This is a genomic window from Aerococcus sp. HMSC23C02 (assembly GCF_001806805.1).
GTDB classification, from domain to species: domain Bacteria; phylum Bacillota; class Bacilli; order Lactobacillales; family Aerococcaceae; genus Aerococcus; species Aerococcus sanguinicola.
In genome coordinates, this window is sequence record NZ_KV786060.1 from 105,700 (window position 1) to 123,646 (window position 17,947).

The 17,947-nt window shown below is 45.1% G+C and carries 21 protein-coding genes; 10 read left to right on the top strand and 11 right to left on the bottom strand.

Features of this window, described 5'->3' with window-relative positions; all coding sequences use genetic code 11:
- Positions 1-51 precede the first annotated feature (51 nt).
- From HMPREF3090_RS07165 to HMPREF3090_RS07210, 10 genes are all read right to left on the bottom strand, one after another.
- A complete protein-coding gene (locus HMPREF3090_RS07165; RefSeq protein ID WP_070486308.1) occupies positions 52-786 on the bottom strand; it encodes a GntR family transcriptional regulator in 735 nt (244 codons plus the stop codon).
- A 294-nt stretch (positions 787-1,080) separates the two neighbouring features.
- Entirely contained in the window at positions 1,081-2,082 is a 1,002-nt protein-coding gene (locus HMPREF3090_RS07170; RefSeq protein ID WP_070486310.1) for an SIS domain-containing protein, read from the bottom strand.
- A 9-nt stretch (positions 2,083-2,091) separates the two neighbouring features.
- Positions 2,092-3,144, bottom strand: a complete 1,053-nt coding sequence (locus HMPREF3090_RS07175) for an SIS domain-containing protein (protein ID WP_168140264.1) — start codon at positions 3,142-3,144, stop codon at positions 2,092-2,094.
- A gap of 10 nt (positions 3,145-3,154) precedes the next feature.
- Complete coding sequence (locus HMPREF3090_RS07180; protein WP_210382196.1) at positions 3,155-3,976, bottom strand: PTS system mannose/fructose/sorbose family transporter subunit IID; 822 nt, start codon at positions 3,974-3,976, stop codon at positions 3,155-3,157.
- Entirely contained in the window at positions 3,963-4,787 is an 825-nt protein-coding gene (locus HMPREF3090_RS07185; RefSeq protein ID WP_070486316.1) for a PTS mannose/fructose/sorbose/N-acetylgalactosamine transporter subunit IIC, read from the bottom strand. The genes HMPREF3090_RS07180 and HMPREF3090_RS07185 overlap by 14 nt, the downstream gene beginning before the upstream one ends.
- Before the next feature lie 12 nt (positions 4,788-4,799).
- Positions 4,800-5,279, bottom strand: a complete 480-nt coding sequence (locus HMPREF3090_RS07190) for a PTS sugar transporter subunit IIB (protein WP_070486318.1) — start codon at positions 5,277-5,279, stop codon at positions 4,800-4,802.
- Between the two features lie 175 nt (positions 5,280-5,454).
- Positions 5,455-6,276 (bottom strand): PTS system mannose/fructose/sorbose family transporter subunit IID, encoded by an 822-nt coding sequence (locus HMPREF3090_RS07195; protein ID WP_070486320.1) that lies wholly within the window; start codon positions 6,274-6,276, stop codon positions 5,455-5,457.
- Positions 6,277-6,291: 15 nt separating this feature from the next.
- On the bottom strand, positions 6,292-7,176 hold the full coding sequence (locus HMPREF3090_RS07200) for a PTS mannose/fructose/sorbose/N-acetylgalactosamine transporter subunit IIC (protein WP_070486322.1): 885 nt from the start codon (positions 7,174-7,176) through the stop codon (positions 6,292-6,294).
- A gap of 11 nt (positions 7,177-7,187) precedes the next feature.
- The gene (locus HMPREF3090_RS07205) at positions 7,188-7,679 is read right to left on the bottom strand and encodes a PTS sugar transporter subunit IIB (protein ID WP_070486324.1); all 492 of its coding nucleotides are present in this window, start codon (positions 7,677-7,679) and stop codon (positions 7,188-7,190) included.
- A 24-nt stretch (positions 7,680-7,703) separates the two neighbouring features.
- Positions 7,704-8,105: a PTS sugar transporter subunit IIA gene (locus HMPREF3090_RS07210; RefSeq protein ID WP_070486326.1), complete on the bottom strand. Its 402-nt coding sequence runs from the start codon at positions 8,103-8,105 to the stop codon at positions 7,704-7,706.
- A 207-nt stretch (positions 8,106-8,312) separates the two neighbouring features.
- On the opposite strand from HMPREF3090_RS07210, the gene deoC reads away from it, so the two are divergent.
- Both deoC and HMPREF3090_RS07220 read left to right on the top strand, forming a co-directional pair.
- On the top strand, positions 8,313-9,023 hold the full coding sequence (gene deoC / locus HMPREF3090_RS07215) for a deoxyribose-phosphate aldolase (protein ID WP_070486328.1): 711 nt from the start codon (positions 8,313-8,315) through the stop codon (positions 9,021-9,023).
- A 65-nt stretch (positions 9,024-9,088) separates the two neighbouring features.
- Positions 9,089-9,796, top strand: coding sequence for a GntR family transcriptional regulator (locus HMPREF3090_RS07220; RefSeq protein WP_070486330.1), 708 nt, complete (start codon positions 9,089-9,091; stop codon positions 9,794-9,796).
- Positions 9,797-9,952: 156 nt separating this feature from the next.
- On the opposite strand, the gene cysK is transcribed toward HMPREF3090_RS07220, so the two are convergent.
- Positions 9,953-10,900 (bottom strand): cysteine synthase A, encoded by a 948-nt coding sequence (cysK, locus tag HMPREF3090_RS07225; protein WP_070486331.1) that lies wholly within the window; start codon positions 10,898-10,900, stop codon positions 9,953-9,955.
- Between the two features lie 317 nt (positions 10,901-11,217).
- On the opposite strand from cysK, the gene HMPREF3090_RS07230 reads away from it, so the two are divergent.
- The 8 genes from HMPREF3090_RS07230 (at position 11,218) to HMPREF3090_RS07265 (ending at position 17,659) form a co-directional block, all read left to right on the top strand.
- Positions 11,218-12,375 carry a 5-methyltetrahydropteroyltriglutamate--homocysteine S-methyltransferase gene (locus HMPREF3090_RS07230; protein ID WP_070486333.1) on the top strand — a complete coding sequence of 386 codons (1,158 nt, stop codon included), beginning with the start codon at positions 11,218-11,220 and terminating at the stop codon, positions 12,373-12,375.
- Between the two features lie 19 nt (positions 12,376-12,394).
- The gene (locus HMPREF3090_RS07235) at positions 12,395-13,279 is read left to right on the top strand and encodes a transporter substrate-binding domain-containing protein (protein ID WP_070486336.1); all 885 of its coding nucleotides are present in this window, start codon (positions 12,395-12,397) and stop codon (positions 13,277-13,279) included.
- Between the two features lie 12 nt (positions 13,280-13,291).
- Positions 13,292-13,762 (top strand): GNAT family N-acetyltransferase, encoded by a 471-nt coding sequence (locus HMPREF3090_RS07240; RefSeq protein ID WP_070486338.1) that lies wholly within the window; start codon positions 13,292-13,294, stop codon positions 13,760-13,762.
- Positions 13,755-14,714 carry a glutathione S-transferase family protein gene (locus HMPREF3090_RS07245; protein ID WP_070486340.1) on the top strand — a complete coding sequence of 320 codons (960 nt, stop codon included), beginning with the start codon at positions 13,755-13,757 and terminating at the stop codon, positions 14,712-14,714. Before HMPREF3090_RS07240 ends, HMPREF3090_RS07245 begins: the two co-directional genes overlap by 8 nt.
- A gap of 11 nt (positions 14,715-14,725) precedes the next feature.
- Positions 14,726-15,670: a glutathione S-transferase C-terminal domain-containing protein gene (locus HMPREF3090_RS07250; RefSeq protein WP_070486342.1), complete on the top strand. Its 945-nt coding sequence runs from the start codon at positions 14,726-14,728 to the stop codon at positions 15,668-15,670.
- Between the two features lie 22 nt (positions 15,671-15,692).
- Complete coding sequence (locus tag HMPREF3090_RS07255; protein WP_101603574.1) at positions 15,693-16,421, top strand: amino acid ABC transporter permease; 729 nt, start codon at positions 15,693-15,695, stop codon at positions 16,419-16,421.
- Between the two features lie 3 nt (positions 16,422-16,424).
- The gene (locus tag HMPREF3090_RS07260; protein ID WP_070486344.1) at positions 16,425-17,165 is read left to right on the top strand and encodes an amino acid ABC transporter ATP-binding protein; all 741 of its coding nucleotides are present in this window, start codon (positions 16,425-16,427) and stop codon (positions 17,163-17,165) included.
- A gap of 170 nt (positions 17,166-17,335) precedes the next feature.
- Positions 17,336-17,659, top strand: a complete 324-nt coding sequence (locus tag HMPREF3090_RS07265; protein ID WP_070486346.1) for a hypothetical protein — start codon at positions 17,336-17,338, stop codon at positions 17,657-17,659.
- Positions 17,660-17,947: the final 288 nt, after the last annotated feature.

Here is a 17,947-nt window from a genome sequence, read left to right on the forward strand (position 1 = left end):
TGCCAATTTGTCAAGTCTTTTGTAAGAATTTCTAAATTTTTATTACTTGCTTTACTGGCCTTGGAAACTCAGGTGATAGGAGAATTGGTCCGCTCGGGCTGTCGAAATCGTATATTCAATAATTTCGTCGGCTACGTTGTAAGAGAAACGCTCAATCTTCAAACAAGGATTAGCGGGACTCGATCCAAGGACCTCTGCTTCCGTCTTGGACATGAGGGCTGCCATGATTTCCTCATTGGCAACGGAAATCTTCTGCCCGTAATTCTGTCTGAAGACCTCATAGAGGGGCTTCTTCTCCAGTAAGGCAGCAGATAAACCTGGAAAGATTCGCGCGGGAAGATAAGTCCGCTCCACCATCATAGGATCGCCATCTGCCAAACGTAAGCGGTCGATCCGGTAGACCTTCTCATCCGTTAAGAGGTCGAGCTGGCGGGCAAGGAGGTAGGAGGCCGGCTCCAGCCTAAAGTCCAAGATCTGACTACTCGGAGTCTTGCCAATCTTCTTCATCCCTTCCGTGAAGCTATAGCTCTCGGCCAAGTTCTTGCGGTTGGCGTGGCGGTCAGCCACGAAGGTCCCCAGACCATGCCGCTTATAGATATAGCCCATATTCAATAATTCTGTCAGGGCCTGCCTCACCGTCGTCCGACTCACCCCGTAAGTTTCACAAATTTCGCGCTCCGAGAGAATCTTATCCCCCGGCTCATATTGGTCGTTGATACGTTGAATGAGGGCTTCCACAAGCTGGACATATAAGGCCTCGGAAGAATTCTTCCTCAATGCTGTCATAAGATCATCCTTCTTAATATTAAAGTTACTGGTTGCTTTTGTTCACTTGTCATTACCAGTTAAGCCAACTTTAACCCCTTTCATAAAGAAAGTCAATTGAAATTGTGAGATAAGGCAGGATAATTAATAGAAGAAGGTTATTCAAAAGCTGACAATTCAAATTTAAGTAAAATATTTATCCCTCTTTCCTAGATTGGTGAATATACTTCTAGGAGCGAAAAAGCCTTTCTAGAGTGAGTCATTATTCATGAACTCTACTTTAGAAAGGCTCGTAAAAATTAAAAAGCAATCCAATTAATAATCTAATTGACGATAATAGCGCCTAATTTCTGTAGGATGGCAGTTAATTCTTTCAATATGTGCATCAATTCGATGACAAACTTCCATCATAACCAAATGAGAGATATCGCCCCTAAATTCTTCTGGAATACCGTTCAAAGAAAATTTAGCTGTATCAATAACTGTATAGCGTGCACAGACTCTTGGCAAAAATTTTTCAACACGTTGGCTAAGTTCGCGCTGACTATCCTCACCAATGAACAAGGTCACGTTGGTATCCCGATCAACAATTTCAAACATTCCATGGAAAAATTCAGCTGAGTGAATCGATTTTGTTCGCAGCCAATGTTGTTCTTCCCAGTAGCACATTGCATACGAGTAGGTAGCTCCATATTGGTTTCCCGCACCTACAAAATAATGTATCGGATCTTCGTGGTGTCTTTGAGCAAAGTCTAGCGCAAAACTTTCACTTTCCTTAGCAACGTCAACTAAAGCTTGAGCTAGATATTGATCTAGAACAGTATACAAATCTTCATACCTATCAAATTCTCCCGCATTAAACATTATACGGTCAGCTACCATAAAGAACTTTAACTGTTCGTTTTCTGGATATGAAATCACATAATCTACTAAGTGACCAATCGGTGTATCTTCACCTTTGTCTATGAAGGCAAGAACCTTTGCTTGGCAATTAGTTTTTAACTTTTTGAGACTTCGAACCATATCATCTGTTGTCCCCGATACGGAAGAGATAATAACCAAAGTTTGATCTGTAATTCTCCGATTACCGGTTGTATAGTAAACAGAAGCATTTTCTGCCCAAGTATCAATCTCAGATCGTTCTTTCATATGCACTTCTGCTTGTAGAGCCGAGGCATAGGTACCTCCAATACCAAACCAGCAAATATTTTGATAGCCTTCACTACAGATATCGTCTACAATTTGATTGATTCGCGGACGAAGGGCTAAGGCTCCATTAACAGACTTCAATTTTTCTTCTTCATTAAATTTTATCATGATGTCCTCCTATACCTTTGATTGAGTAATTTCATCGAAATCAGGATAAAAAGAAACCGTTAAATCAAAACCTTTCACTTGAGATACTTCATAAGATAATAAATGAAATGGAATCGTCAGCAAAAGGGGAGCAAAATACTCATTACAATCCAAGTCCAACATTAAGTCGTTGCCCCTTTCCTCATCCTGACTAATGCTTACTTGGTAGGTATCCTCCATATGCTTATCTAAAAATATTCTCAAACGCTTCATTCTTTCACTCAACAATCCGTTAGAATCGATAAGCACAAGAATATCATTTGGATTTAATCCTAGATAAGGACCATGCATATATTCCTCTAACTCATGTCCATGGGCCGGTAGATGTAAAGTTTCTGTGAACTTTGTTTCAGCTTCCTTAGCCACTCCATAAGTTGCTCCATAGCCAATAAATACAAAACGTTGTGCTTTTTTAAATGCATTAAAATTTTTCTTAATCCAGGTTTCACTTAATTTGATTACTGAATCTGCCTGATTAACCACTGTTTTTAATTCATTTAAATAAGAAAAGTAAGATTCTTCAGATATTAGATTCGCTTCACAGGATGCCTTTAGTGCAAAAAGATATAAATATAATATAGTTGCCGTATAACCGGCTGTTACATAAGGCATTTCTTCTACAGGCATAGCTAAGTGCAAAAGATTACGGGCACTTTCAGCAAGAGGACTTTCAAGGTCGGAAGTCAATGTCCAAACTTGATGATTTTCCTTTTGAAGTTGCTCAACTAACTGGATAACAGAAGCGCTATGCCCCCCTTGAGAAACAGCTATATAAAGAAAATCATCCTGCCATTGATTATCATAACTTAAAGCTAAAGAAGGTTCACTCACAAAAACAGGTAAGCCAAGAATTTTTGCCATAAAAGGTTTTGCAGCATTAACTGCGTTAGCACTAGAACCAGTAGCATAAATAACAATTCCTTTGCACGCTGATAAAGTTAGGCCTTGTATCGCATCAAGTAGATGTTTATTATTTAGCAAATTTAAATTAATTTCTTTTTCCTGATAAATATAGTGACGCATCGACTTCATTTTATTCCCCCAAACCTAAGATTCCTGTATACGCACCGAAGATACCAATCACAGCAATCAATAAAAGAATCCAATACGATTTCACACCTTTCTTTACAAGGTAATAAATAAAACCTGTAAATGCCAGGGGAAGAATGCCAGGGATAACACTATCTGCTAGTCCAGAGATAGTAAGTGCATCATCTCCCGAACCAATAGTAAAAGGCATATTAACTGTAACCATAGTTGCTGTCATTGCTCCCACAACCGCTAGACCAATAACCGAGGCGCCATAAGTTAAGCGCTCCATAAGCCCAGATTTTTGAACATTTCCGATAAAGTCTGCACCGAGATTATAACCTAAGAAAAGCCCATAATACCTTACAGCTATAGCAGGAATATTGAAAATAAGTAAGAAAAGAATAGGCCCTAAGACATTTCCTTTCATGGCTAACGACGTTCCGATACCTGTAGCTATGACGCGAAGGGTCCCCCAGAAAAGAGAGTCCCCAATACCACTAAGCGGTCCCATCAATGCTATTTTAATATTATTAATAGTAGAGGGATCAAACTGATCATCCCTAGCATTGGTCTCCTCCATCGCAATAGTTATCCCCATAGGGAACGTTGAAATCCACGGAGTTATATTAAAAAATTCCATATGGCGTTTTATTGCTTGAGAGAATTTATCTTTTTGAGGATAAATTTTTTGAAGTACAGGAAGCAAAGAATATGTATACCCTAAGTTCATTTGACGTTCGTAGTTCCATGACCATTCAATTGTAAAAGATCGCCAAAAAACTCTCATCATGTCTTTTTTAGTTAAGATATTAGAATTCTTCATCTTCATAATCAATTTCTCCTTCCCCTACAGTTACCGTGGATGAAGCAGTGACCGCTTCAGCAGTATTTTCTTCCTTCAAACTCGTGTAGCCAGTCAAAATCAAAGCAAGAATAGCGGCGAAAATTGCTACACCTGTCACAGGCACTTTGAGATAAACTGCTAATGCAAATCCTAAAATAAAGAAAACGACATTACGTTTATTAACCATCATATTTAAAAGTAGTGCAAATCCATAAGCAGGTAGCAATCCTGTTGCAATTCCTAAACCATCAATAATAAACTGAGGAATACTATCAATTATTGTTTGAATAAAGGGACTTCCTAATAAATAAGAAATACAAACAATCAAACCAATAGGTAAGTTAACTGCAAAGAATCCCCCTAGAAAATTCATACGACCGATTCCCCTCGTATCAGCATTCTCAGCATAAGCATCTGCTTTATGAACGAAGTAAGGAAGAATCGATAGGAAGCCAATATTCTTTGCAATTAAAACAAGAGATGCAATGGGTAAACCAAGAGTCAATGCAACTGCAGTATCCTGCCCCGTTCCTATAGCAAAAGCAGTTCCTAAAATACTTCCTGAAATAATCTCTGGGGGTATGGCTCCCCCAATCGAAAAGGAACCAACAAAAGCCAGCTCTAACATCGCTCCAATTTTGATACCGGTGACCATGTCTCCCATAATAAGTCCCGTAATCGTACAAGTTACTAATGGACGACTCAACATGCTTGATCCTAACCAATATTCACCATTAGCTAACATAGCCGTCAAACCTAATAGGACGGCTATCAACAAATTATTTTCCATCGCCCTAGCCTCCTATTTATTTAACATTTCTTTTCCAATATCATGTTTGCTTTCACTAGGCACTTGTCGTAAGTCCAATTCAAGTCCTCTTTTAGCCAGCTTTTTTAAAGCGCTTTCATCTTCTGTTGAAATAAAAAAGGCTTTCCCAATTTGAGTTCGGCCTTCTTCAAATTTTTGACCACCTAGATTAATCGCTTTAATATCTGGTACCTGATCAGCTAATTTTTTAGCGTCTTTCACACTTTCGACTAGAATAATTAACTGATATTTATCTGTCACTCCGCTATTCAAAGCATCTATTGCATCATCTATTGTTTTCATAACTAATTTAGCGTTGCTGGGTTTTGCTAACCGTAAGGTGTTTTTCCAAACTTCATCATTAGCTACTTTATCGTTAGCAATTAAATAGCAATTAGCACCTAAAAAACTAGTCCAAGCCATCGCTACTTGACCATGAAGTAAGCGATGATCAACACGACATAACTTAATCATACTAAACACTCCCTCTTTCCTAAATTATTCTTTTGTAATACAAGGCTATTAATTCTCAACTAAACACTAAGCTCAGAAACTACGCTCATCTTTTCAATCTCATATTAATTTTTTGACTATCTAGCAAAAACGCTGCCGAAAGATTCTTATCGGCAGCATTTTTAACTAATAGATCCTAAAAGATTCCTACCAAGCAACCTACTGTAATGATTGCTGTGAGAATAAGAATTACTTTAGTCGCTGTCATTTGTTTAGCTGAAATCAGCCACCAAGCAAAGAGCACCATTGCCAAAGGTAGTATCCCTGGGAAAATACCATCAAGCACATCTTGCAGAGGTTGGACTTCTTCACCCATTGGAATATTGAGTTGCGTTGTTAGGTGGATGGTTGAAGCGGACAAACCACCGATTACCATAATCCCTAAAACATTAAAGGCTTCTGTAATGCGCGAAGCATTCTCTCCAATGATAGCGTCAATTGCGTTGACCCCTAAACGATAGCCATACATATAACTGAAGTACGAAATAGCGGTTCCAATAATACCGTAAGCAACGATATAGAAGATTGGGCCAACCGCACTCCCATTCGCAGCTAGACCCATACCAATTGAGAGTAAGAGGGGAACAATAATCCCTTGAATAATCGAATCCCCGATTCCTGCTATAGGCCCCATCAGAGAGGTCTTGATATTAACTGGCATCTGCTCGTCAACATCTTCACCTAAGGCAATTTGTTCTTCTAATGAAGTAACAATCCCATTAATCAACTGGCCCGTCTGTGGTTCTGTGTTATAGAACATGGAATGACGAACTAAGAGCCGACGTTTACTTTCTGGATCATTTGCATAGTATTTATTTGCAAAGGGAAGGTAGGAAAACGCCCATGAGTGTCCTTGAATCTTCTCATAAGACATGGATGACAGATGAGTAAAGGCCCAACGTCTCCAAATTTGTCGTAATTCTTTTTTCGTTAACTTTTGTTGTACTTCTGCTGACATCTTGCTCACTCCTTTCTAAAAGAGGTCCTCGTCTTCAAACCAATCTTCTGTATCATCAAGTATTGCCTGATCTGTCGTTGATGAAGACTGTGCAGCATTAGTTGTAGCCGATCCTACAGCAGCACTGGCTACTTGAGCAGTATTTTGAGATGATAAGTAAACGAGGTAAGCTACTAACGCTGCAATGAAAACAAGGGCAATCATACTTAATTTTGCAAAAGCTAAGAGTACAAAACCAGCGAAGAAGAAAATTAAGTGTAATTTTTCTTTAATCACAATTGCCATCAACATCGCAATCCCTAATGCTGGAAGTACACCGCCAAGAACAGAGATGATATGGGTCACAATCTCAGGCACGCTCTTCAAGAGAGCATCCACTAGATCACGGCCAAAGTAAATGGCTAAGAAGATTGGAACCGCCCGAATTAAAAAAGTCGTAATCTGAGGCAAGATAAAGTGATTCAACACAATACCACGGTCATCTAATTCTTCGGCAGCTTTTTGAGCCCGGTTATTCCAGAATGAATAAAGTGCCATCCGTGTATTGTAGAAAATAAGCCCAAAAGTCTGACCAATTAGTACAGAAAGTGTCACCGCAATGGCTGGATCTTTAGTCGTAGCAAGAGCTAAACCAATCCCACCATAGGAAGCGTAAGTGATTTCAGAGTTCGTTGCACCACCCGTTGAAAGGTTAGCGATAAACACCCCTTGAACAGCAAGACCACAGAGTACTCCAGCTTGAACGTCACCAAAAGCCAACCCAACCAATAGACCTGCAACCAGTGGCCGCCCAACAATATAAAAACCACCCGTCATCCCCAATAGAAGGGATGATTCAATCGCGCCTAAATAACAAAAGATAGCAGTTAAGAGCGCAGGTAGAAATAAACTTGTATCCATAACTATTCCTCCTATAGGCTATCAAATTTTTTCTTCATCACGGCCCATGACTTCTTCTCATCATCTGGAAGGAGTTGGAAGTATACATTAACACCTTGAGATTCGATATAGTCAAAGGCTGCGTAATCTTCCTCATCAATAGCCACCGTCCGCCCCAACACCTTAGTTCCTGGCCGTGTATTCATTGGCCCCACATTAAGAGCGTCACCAAACTTTACACCAGCTTTCAATAGGCTCGCAAAATTTTGTGGCGAATCACTAATTAAGAAATAATTCTTGTCTGAATCAATCGCCTTCTGAATCCGATCAGGGCATTGGTTTTCTGTATAAATCCCTAATTTATACTTCCCTGCTGCCGCTTTAAGCACACGTCGCCGTAATTTATCGGCATGTATCTTATCGCTAACTACCAAAATGCCATAACAAGGTCTAGCCTTAGTCCAACGTGTTGTTGTTTGACCATGGATAACCCGGTCATCGACACGCACAAGTGAAATCGTCATGATACTCCCCTCCTTTGTGTAAAATTATAAGTCACCTAAAATATCATCCGTACTTTGAATGCCATTTTGTCCGAATTCTAACGCGGTTTGTTTTAATTCATCTAAGGACGAATTCGAAAGCCCCATTCCAACTTCAATCAGCATAGGTAAGTTTAATCCAGAAATAACTCCCAAGCCTTTGGGATGTTCTAATTGATAAGCCAAACTTTCGTTATAAGGGGTTCCCCCAGGCAAATCAACTAAAATTAACACTTCATCGGTAGCAAGAAGTTGGTCTAAAGTTTGATGAAGACGTGTTTGAAAATCTTCAATTCCTAATTCATTCAAAAGAACTGTTGAGATATTACTTGTATCTCCTGCAATCATTTCATAACTTTGTAAAATACCTTCCGCAAAGTTCCCATGGGTCGCAAGTAGTAATTTCATAATAAAGTAACCCCTTTCATACTTTCATTTTACTTTATGTTATTATATATTATTATGAATGTCAATCTAATTTTAAGACTTTGTTAATCTTTTTACAATCAGATTTATGGTTACGAAGTTAATGTATGCGCTTTTATATTTCGAGTTGACTTTTTATATAATAAATCATAATATTATTATGTAATTACATATTTAGGAGGATAAATTATGGCTGAATATACCCTTGACCAACTTTTCAGACTTATCGACCACACTAATCTTAAAGCTGACGCAAGTTCAGAAGCTATTACGCAACTATGCGAAGAGGCTAAAAAATACCATTTCAAGATGGTTGCTATCAATCAAACCCAAAGCAAACTTTGTGCTAAAGTCTTATCCGGTACAGACATCAACGTCGGAGCAGCAATTGCCTTCCCACTCGGTCAAACAAGTATAGCTGCTAAGTGTTTTGAAACGCAGGATGCTATTGCTAATGGAGCTAATGAAATTGACTATGTCATCAATATCACTGAATTAAAAGACAAAAATTATGCTTATATCCAAGAAGAAATGGAAAAAATTGTTGAAATTTGCCGAGATGCCAATGTCGTTTCGAAAGTAATCTTCGAAAATTGCTACTTAAGTAAAGATGAAATCAAAAAAGTAGCAGAAATCGCTAAGGAAGTTAAACCTGACTTTATCAAAACCTCAACAGGATTTGGAACGAGTGGAGCAACTGTAGAGGATGTCCAACTGATGAAAGAAACAGTAGGTGATGCTGTCAAAGTTAAAGCAGCTGGTGGCATCCGAGATGCGGATACTTTTCTTGCAATGATCAATGCCGGAGCAGAACGAATTGGTTGTAGTTCAGGAATCTCTATTATTAAAGAATTAAAAGAACGTATGGAGAGAGAAAAAATTGACAAATTCGTTATTTAGCGGAATAATAAATCGATGAGCTATGCCTCATCGATTTTTTATTTCAATACAAAGAAGGAGATTCTATGAGTAAATTACATGAACAAGTCGCTGATGACCTGCGCAAAAAAATCGAAAATGGAACCTATCCAGAGAATTCTCTTATCCCTAAAGAGCTCGATCTTGTTAAAGAGTATGAAGTAAGTCGAACAACCATTCGTACTGCTATCCAAACATTAGTAGATGAAGGCTATCTTCACCGTAAGAAAAAAGCTGGCACCAAGGTAATTAGTAGCAAAATCGACCAAAGTTTTACTCATATTATTGAATCTTATAACGACGAAATGAAACGAAAGGGATTGGATCCCTCTACCCAAGTTATTACCCAAGTTGTAATTTCTGCCGATAATGAAGTTGCTGAAGCACTTGAAATAAGAAAAGGGAATCCTGTCATTAAGCTTATTCGCCTTCGTTTTAGCAATAACGTTCCGATCGTTCTAGTGACTACTTACATTCCCTATGAGGGAAACGAGTCTTTAGAATCCGTTGACTTTACTAGCCAAAGTTTCTATCACACTTTAAAAAATATGGATAAAGAAATCACCCAAATCAAGCGTCATCTTGAAATAAGAAAAGCAGATGAAACCGAAGCTGCACTCTTAAATATTGCTAAAGATGACCCCCTTTATTACTTTAAATCAGTCGCTCGTATTGCTGATAATACGCCCATTGAATATTCCAAATCTACTTATCGGGGAGATATCAACTCATTTAGTTTTGTGATTAAAGTGTAAAAACTTCTTAACTAATAACAAAAGATAATCATACAAAAAACGAAGGCCGCTTCTGTTCAAGCACAGAAGCGGCCTTCGTTTTTTACTATTCATTCAAACCTATTTTCGATAACATATCTAAACAATATAATCACCATTTCAAGGAAGGTAAACCCCTTAATCCCTCACCGGCTGATAACTAGCCCGATCCATAAAGATATCCGAATTCAGGTAGCGTTCGCCGGTATCAGGTGCGATAGCAACGACAATCTTGCCTGGGCCTAATTTCTTAGCGACTTCAATAGCCGCAACAGTATTGGCACCGCTGGAAATGCCCGCAAAGATGCTCTCTTCCCTGCCCAGGCGCCGGGTCATGTCGATGGCGGCTGCAGAGGAGACATCCAAGACCTCATTGTAGATTTCGGTATCTAAAGTATCTGGAATAATCCCCGGTCCAATGCCTTGGATCTTGTGGGGGCCCTTCTCCTTGCCGTGGAGGACGGCGGATTCCGCGGGCTCTACCGCATAAATCTCAACCTCTTTGCTCTTGGTCCTTAAATACCTGGCCGTCCCTGTCAAGGTGCCGCCAGTTCCTGCCCCTGCGACAAAGGCATCTGGCACTTGGTCGAGCGCTTCATAAATTTCTGGTCCGGTCGTTTTAAAGTGGGTTTCTGGATTGGCAGGGTTGGAGAATTGTCGCATAAAGACATAGCCTTCCTCCTGGTCGTAGGCCTCACCGGCAGCCACGAGTTCGTTAACCCCTCCCTCATGGTCCAAAAATTCTACTTGGGCGCCATAAGCCTTCAAGATTTCCACGCGCGCAGGGTCCGCATTATCAGGCATCAAGATCAGCACCTGGTAACCCCGAGCTGGACCGATCAAGGCCAGTCCCACTCCCGTATTCCCGGTGGAGGCCTCAACAATCGTGTCGCCTGCTTTCAGGCGGCCCTTGTCCTCAGCATCACGAATCAAATTCAGAGCAGTCCGTGTCTTGATACTCCCACCAATGTTGAAGGATTCCAGCTTGAGATAAACATCCGCTGCCCCTTCAGGCACAATATGATTCAACTTAAACAGGGGCGTATTGCCCACTAAATCGGTAATATCATTGCTTACAATAGCCATCGTCTCATCCCATTTCTATATTTTCAGCGGGTGAAGCCTGCATACTCACCCAGCTAATATTTACTTAGTAGCTAATGATTGCCTAGGATTATAGCATGCGATTTTACCTTGTTCAATTCCGGATAGATCCCTTGTAAAGCCCTTAAAAACGTTGATTTAAAAACGTTTTTAGTCGAATTATCCCCTCCCTGATCACCCCTGATCGCTTTTCTGTTCTGAAGGCGATGCCCTATTGATTGACAATACCGATCAGAGGGACTAACATTAAATAAGCTAAAATAAGCTATCTAAAAGTAAGCTACGTAAGGAGAGAAATCATGAAAAAACGTTATGACATCGTAGGGAGTTTCCTCCGTCCCGACCAGCTTCTCAAAGCTCGTAAGCTACACAGCCAGGGCCAAATTTCGGATACTGACTTACGCCAGGTGGAAGACCGGGCTATCCGCGACTTGGTTCAAAAGCAGGTTGACCTGGGCTACGGTCAGGTGACGGATGGCGAATTCCGCCGCACTTGGTGGCACCTCGACTTCTTCTGGGGTCTAACGGGGGTTGAAGCAGTCAACCGCCAGCGGACTGCAGCTAATTTCCATCTTTCGGAAGCAGAGGTCAAGTACCAGGCTGACAGCCTCGACTTAGTAGCCAAGCTATCGGGCGACAACCACCCCTTTGTTGAGGATTTTATTTTTCTCCAAGACCTGCTGGCTGACTATGAAGGCGTGGATGCCAAGCTCACCCTGCCTTCGCCCGCCCGGCTCTATTATGACCTGACCTCAACGGAGGCTGGCTTGGCAAATGTGAAGCGGATCTATCCCACTAAGGAAGGTCTCTTCCAGGCTATCCAGTCGGCTTATGAAACGGTCCTCGAAGACCTCTACCAGGCCGGCGCCCGCTTCCTCCAGTTCGATGACCCGATCTGGATTACCCTGGTCGACCGTGAGCGTTTCGAGCAAATCTACGCCTTCCGTAACGAAGACTTCGACCAGCTGGCCCAGTCCTTGGCGGAAGATTTTGTCCAGGTCAATAATTCTGTCCTTAAGGGGCGTCCGGATGACCTGGTGATCAGCACCCACAATTGCCGGGGCAACTTCCGCTCGCAATGGGCTTCCCAGGGGGCCTATGATCCGATTGCACCTTATGCCTTCGTCCAACAAGATTTTGACCGTCAATTCTTGGAATACGATACCGACCGGGCAGGCGGCTTTGAAGCCCTTAAAGACGTGCCGGATACGGTCGATGTGGTCTTGGGGCTGATTACCTCCAAGTCTGCCGACCTAGAGGATCCCGACGCCATTATCCGTCGCGTCGAGGAGGCTAGCCACTACCACCCCTTGGACAAGCTCTATCTCAGTCCCCAGTGCGGTTTTGCCTCAACAGAAGAAGGTAACTTGTTGACGGAAGCGGACCAGTGGCAGAAGCTGACCCATAGCCGCGATATTGCCCGCCGTATTTGGTCCGATGCCGACCATGTTCACTAAAGAAAGAAGGAAATCTATTATGAATAAATTGACTAAACGTCTTGGTCTCAGCCTCGTCAGTCTCCTCTTCCTCGGAGGCTGCGCCCTCTCGGATAGCGGGGCCGGTTCCAGTGCTTCCTCTTCCTCGAGCGAGGCCGACCAAAGCACGGTTGTCGCTGGGACTGGCGGAATGCCTGCTCCCTATGTGACCGTTGACGACCAAAACAATTTGACCGGCTATGATATCGATGTCATCAAGGAGGTCTTCAAGCGCCTGCCTGACCACGAGCTGAAGCTAGAGCTCACCGATATTCCTTCTGTCCTCACAGGGGTCAATACCGGTAACTACGATATCGGGGTCAATAACTTCAGCTACAACGAAGAGCGGGCCCAAAACTACCTCTACTCCTACCCTTACAACAATGCCAAGTATTGCTTTATCCACCACAAAGATCATAAAATCGAAAGCCTCGACCAAGCCGCTCAAGCGGGGCTAACCTATATCGGAGATCCATCGACCAACAATACGGCAGCGGTCAAGAAGTATAACGAAGACCATCCCGACAAGCCGATCACTATCGAATACTCAGACGCTGAAATCCCCGTGAAATTCCAACAGATTGAAGCTGATCCGAAGAAGTTCGCCATCGATGACTATCCAATTTACAACCTTAACCAGGAAAACTACCACTATGCCCAACTGGAAGCCCAGCCGATGAGTGACCAAGATAAGGATTACTTGAGCACTTCTATCTTGGCCTACTTCCTCTTCGCGAAGAACGACAAGGGCCAAGCCTTGCGCGATGAAGTCAACCAAGTGCTTAAGGAAATGGCTGAGGATGGCACCATTAAGAAGTTAACTGAAGAACACTTCGGCCAGGATCAAACCCCTGCCAAAGAACACTATGAAAAACCCTTGAACTAGGAGGCTGATTGCATGGAAACCTACCGTGTCCAAGGCCTGGGCTGGCAGCTAGCGGGCGTCCACTACGTCCGCATTGCGGCTTCCAACCCCGCCCCCCTCTCTGCTCCCCTGCCCCTGGAATTCGCCGATGACCAAGCGGACAGCCGCTATATCCTAGTCATGGCGGGTCAGGCTCCCGTTGCTACTTGCCGGATCCGTCAAGTCGACCAAAAGACGGGGCAGATTGAACGGGTAGCCACCGTCCCCAATCAGGAAGGCCGGGGCTATGGCCGGGCCGCTGTTGAAGCAGGCGAAGCTTGGCTAGCTGAAGCCGGTTGCCAGCGCTTCTTGATCAATTCGCGGACGGCTGTCCAGACTTTTTATGAGAAGCAAGGCTACCAGGCCATCAGCCAAGAAGTCACCGGGGAACCCCCTTTTGACTGTATACTACTCGCTAAAGACTATGAAAGAAATACACTTAAAGGAGACGATCATCATGACTAAAGACCATATTGCGCGCCGGGAAGATGCCCATGAAATCAGTGAATCAGGCGCCTTTGTCCGCCAGAAGAATCGCTTTGACACCCCTTTTGGTGATGGGGAGGGCGAATTACCGGTTGAAGCCGGCCGCTACCGCCTGCTCTGGGCGCCCATCTGCCCCTGGGCCCATCGCTCTGTTATCGCCCGAGAACTTCTCGGCCTCCAGGATGTGATCTCCCTGGGAACGGCTAAACCGGTCCGGACAGATGAAGGTTGGGACTTCTCTGAAGATCCTAACGGCGGCATTTTGCCTGGTTCTGACTACAAGTACCTGCCTGAGATCTATGCGGCAACCGACCCTGACTATGAAGGCCGGGCCACGGTTCCAACCGTTGTCGATACCAAAACTGGCAAGGTCGTCAACAATGACTACTTCAACCTGACCTATTACTGGGAAGAAGAATTCAAACCTTTCCACAAAGAAGACGCCCCTGACCTCTTCCCTAAGGCTCTCCAGTCAGACATCCGCGCATTCAATGACATGCTCTTTAATGAGGTCAATAACGCGGTCTACAAGTGCGGCTTTGCCCAAAGCCAGGAAGCCTATGAAGAGAACTATGACTTGCTCTTCAACCGCTTGGACCAATTGGAAGAGCGCTTGAGCCAGCAACGCTATCTCTTCGGCGACCAGATTACCGATAGCGATATCCGCTTCTATGTGACCCTGGCCCGCTTTGACGTATCCTACTATCCAGAATTCAAGGCCAACCGCAACCGTATTATTGACTTCCCGAATATTTGGAACTATGCCAAGGACCTCTACCAAACACCAGGCTTTGGCTCAACCACTGACTTCACCCAAATCAAGATGGGCTATTCCTTAGGTAATGTGGGCCACAACCCTTACCATATCCTAGCTAAGGGGCCCGATACCTCCATCTGGAATGAGCCCCACGACCGTGACCGCTTCAACTAAGGAGGCTAAGTATGTCCAAACATCCTGTCTTTGCTAAGGAAATCCAAGCCGACGGGTCTTTCGTCCAGCAAGGCAATGCCCTGTCCACTCCCTTCTCCTATGAAGCAGGGGGCTTGACGCCAGAAGCTAACCGCTACCAGCTGGTCTGGATGCCCGCCTGTCCCCATGCCCACAAAGTCGTGATTGCCATTCACCTCTTGGGCCTGGACCCAATCATTCCCATCTCTGCAACCGGCCCCTACCGGACAGACGAGGGCTGGGTCTTCTCCGGCTATCCTGGCGGTCGCGACCCGCTGACTGGTGCCAAGTCCACCTTGGAGCTCTACCAGCGCAGCCTGCCGGACTATGACCTCCGTCCGACAGTGCCCCTCATGGTCGACCTACGCAGTGGCCAGGCGGTCAACAATGACCATAAGACCCTGACCCTGCAACTGGAAACCGTCTGGAAAGACTTCCACGCTGCAGGTGCCCCCGACCTCTATCCCGAAGCCCTCCGTCCAGACATTGACCGCTTGAACCGGCTCATTTATGAAGAGATCAACGTGGGCTTCTACAAGGTCGGCTTCGCCGAAAGCCAGGCCGCCTATGAGACAGCCTATGACAAACTTTTTGAGAGCTTGGACGTCTTAGAAGACCGCTTGAGCCAGTCGCGCTATCTCTTAGGCGACCAACTGACCGACGCCGACCTCAGGCTCTACCCTTCCCTGGTCCGCTATGACGTGGTCTACTACGACGAATTCCGCTGCCGCGAGCGCCGGCTCAGAGACTATCCTAATCTCTGGCGCTATGCCCGCGAGCTCTACCAGATCCCTGCTTTTGATCAGACGACTGATTTTGACTTCATCAAGGAATCCTACTACCGGTCGCCCCACCTCAAGGCCCTCTTTGGCAACAGCCACAACATCCTGCCAAAGGGTCCTGACCTCAGCCCCTGGAAGCAGGGGCCGAGCAACTAATTGATTGCAAAGGAGTTTTATCTTGGAGAAATTATTTGACTTTAACTACATGCTGGAGGCCATCCCCAGACTGCTTGACCGCCTCCCCGTCACCCTGGAATTAACCGCCCTCGCCATGGTCCTGGGCCTGGTCTTGGGGATCATCATTGCCCTCATCCGCCTGGAAAAGCTGCCGGCCCTTAGCCCACTCGCCCGGCTCTATGTCTCCTTCGTCCGCGGTACACCGATCATCGTTCAGCTCTATATTTCTTACTTCGGCCTGCCGCTCTTCTTGAAGTACCTGAACGCCCAGTTCGGTTGGCAGCTCAATGTCAATGGGATCCCAGGCTATGTCTTCGCCATCCTGGCCATGGGGATCAACCAGTCGGCCTACCTGTCCGAGATCTTCCGCGGAGCCTTCCTGTCTGTTGACAAGGGACAGATCGAGGCTGCATATTCGGTGGGGATGACTAAGGGCCAGTGCTTCAGACGAATCCTCTTCCCCGAAGCCTTGACCATCGCCATCCCCGGCTTGGGCAACTCCTTGATTTCCCTAGTCAAGGGTACCTCCCTGGCCTTCGTGACCAGTGTGGTGGAAATGACTGCCCAAGGGAAGATTATCGGGGGCCAGACCTACCGCTACTTCGAGGTCTACATTGCCCTCGCTATCATCTACTGGTTGGTGACCATTCTCCTCGAATTGATCTTCTACCTGATCGAAAAACGTCTGGCCTTACCTGACCAAGCACCCCAAGTAAAGGAGGGAGCCTAAGCCATGATCCATGTCAATGAACTAAGTAAATCTTTTGCGGATAAGACCGTCCTAGACCACTTATCCTTCGACATTCAAAAAGGCGAAGTGGTCGGGATTGTCGGCCCTTCTGGTACAGGGAAATCCACCCTGCTCCGCTGCCTCAACCGTCTGGAATGCCCAGACCAAGGGGAGATTCAGTTCGGTGACGAATCCTACTCGCTTACCAGCCAAAAGACGGATGACATTACCGCTATACGCCGGCACACTGCCATGGTCTTCCAACAATTCAATCTCTTTAAGCGGAAGACGGCCCTTGAGAATGTGACCGAGGCCCTAGTGACCGTCCAAGGCGTTCCAGCTGACCAGGCCCAAGCCAAGGCCAAGACGGAACTTCACCGGGTCGGCCTGGCGGGTTACGAGAACCACTACCCCCACCAGCTATCGGGTGGCCAGCAGCAGCGGGTCGCTATCGCCCGGGCCATCGCCCTGGAACCTCAACTCCTCCTCCTCGATGAACCCACCTCTGCCCTCGACCCTGAACTCGTTGGCGAGGTCCTCAGCGTCATCAAGGAAATCGCCCAAGCTGGCTACACCATGCTCCTGGTCTCCCACGAAATGGCCTTCGTCCGCGAAGTCGCCGACCGTGTCTTCTTCCTCGACCAAGGCCACATCCTCGAAGCCGGCCCCGCCGACCAAGTCTTCGACCAACCCCAAAGCGACCGGGCCAAACAATTCTTCTCCAAAGTCAAAGAAAGATATTAACTATACAGCTTTTCCCACAAGCAAGACTCGCCTAGTTTGGATCTCTCTCCAAATTGGGCGATTTTTTTATCCTCGCCTATACACTATCCTCCACTCATTATCTTCTCATTTGACAGCTTGTAAGCGCTGCCTTATCCTGGACTTAGAAGCTTTTCCAGGGAGGATTAATTATGAAGAAAGGTCAACTCAGCCTCGCTATCGCTTGCCTATTTCTCTTTGCCTGCCAGGCCGAACCCATTCCTGAACTCAACCAGGCCAAGGTCCAAGCAGAACCCGACGAAGAGATTGCCCAGATTTTTGACCTGCCGCTAGCCAGCGATCCAACGATCAAGGCCCGGCGCCGCCACTTCATTGACTTACAGGGGACTCGCGAAGAGACGCCCTATATCGACCACTTCCAGACCCTGCGCCAAGTCAACCAAGAGCTCACCGACCTCCAGCTCCCCTCAGATAAAATGCAGGATCTCAATCTCCCCTGCAGGCATCGAGGCTAAATTGAGACCTTCTGGATATTTCCAATCCGAATTTGCCCTTGTTCAAGATGATTCAACCAGGCCTAGCTGACAAGCCCCTTCGATTAAGCCATATAACAAAGCAGGCATACCCTCCCTAATTTGGGAAACCACCGGCCTGCTTTTTTCGATATTCCTATTTGCGCGCAGCTGCCTCAAAAGCAAATAGAGGTCGGCTATTTGCTCTCAGCTGGTCTGAAAGCAAGTTGAAGGCGGCTCTTTGCATTCGGCAGGGTTGAAAGCAAATTGACACTGGCTATTTGCACTCGG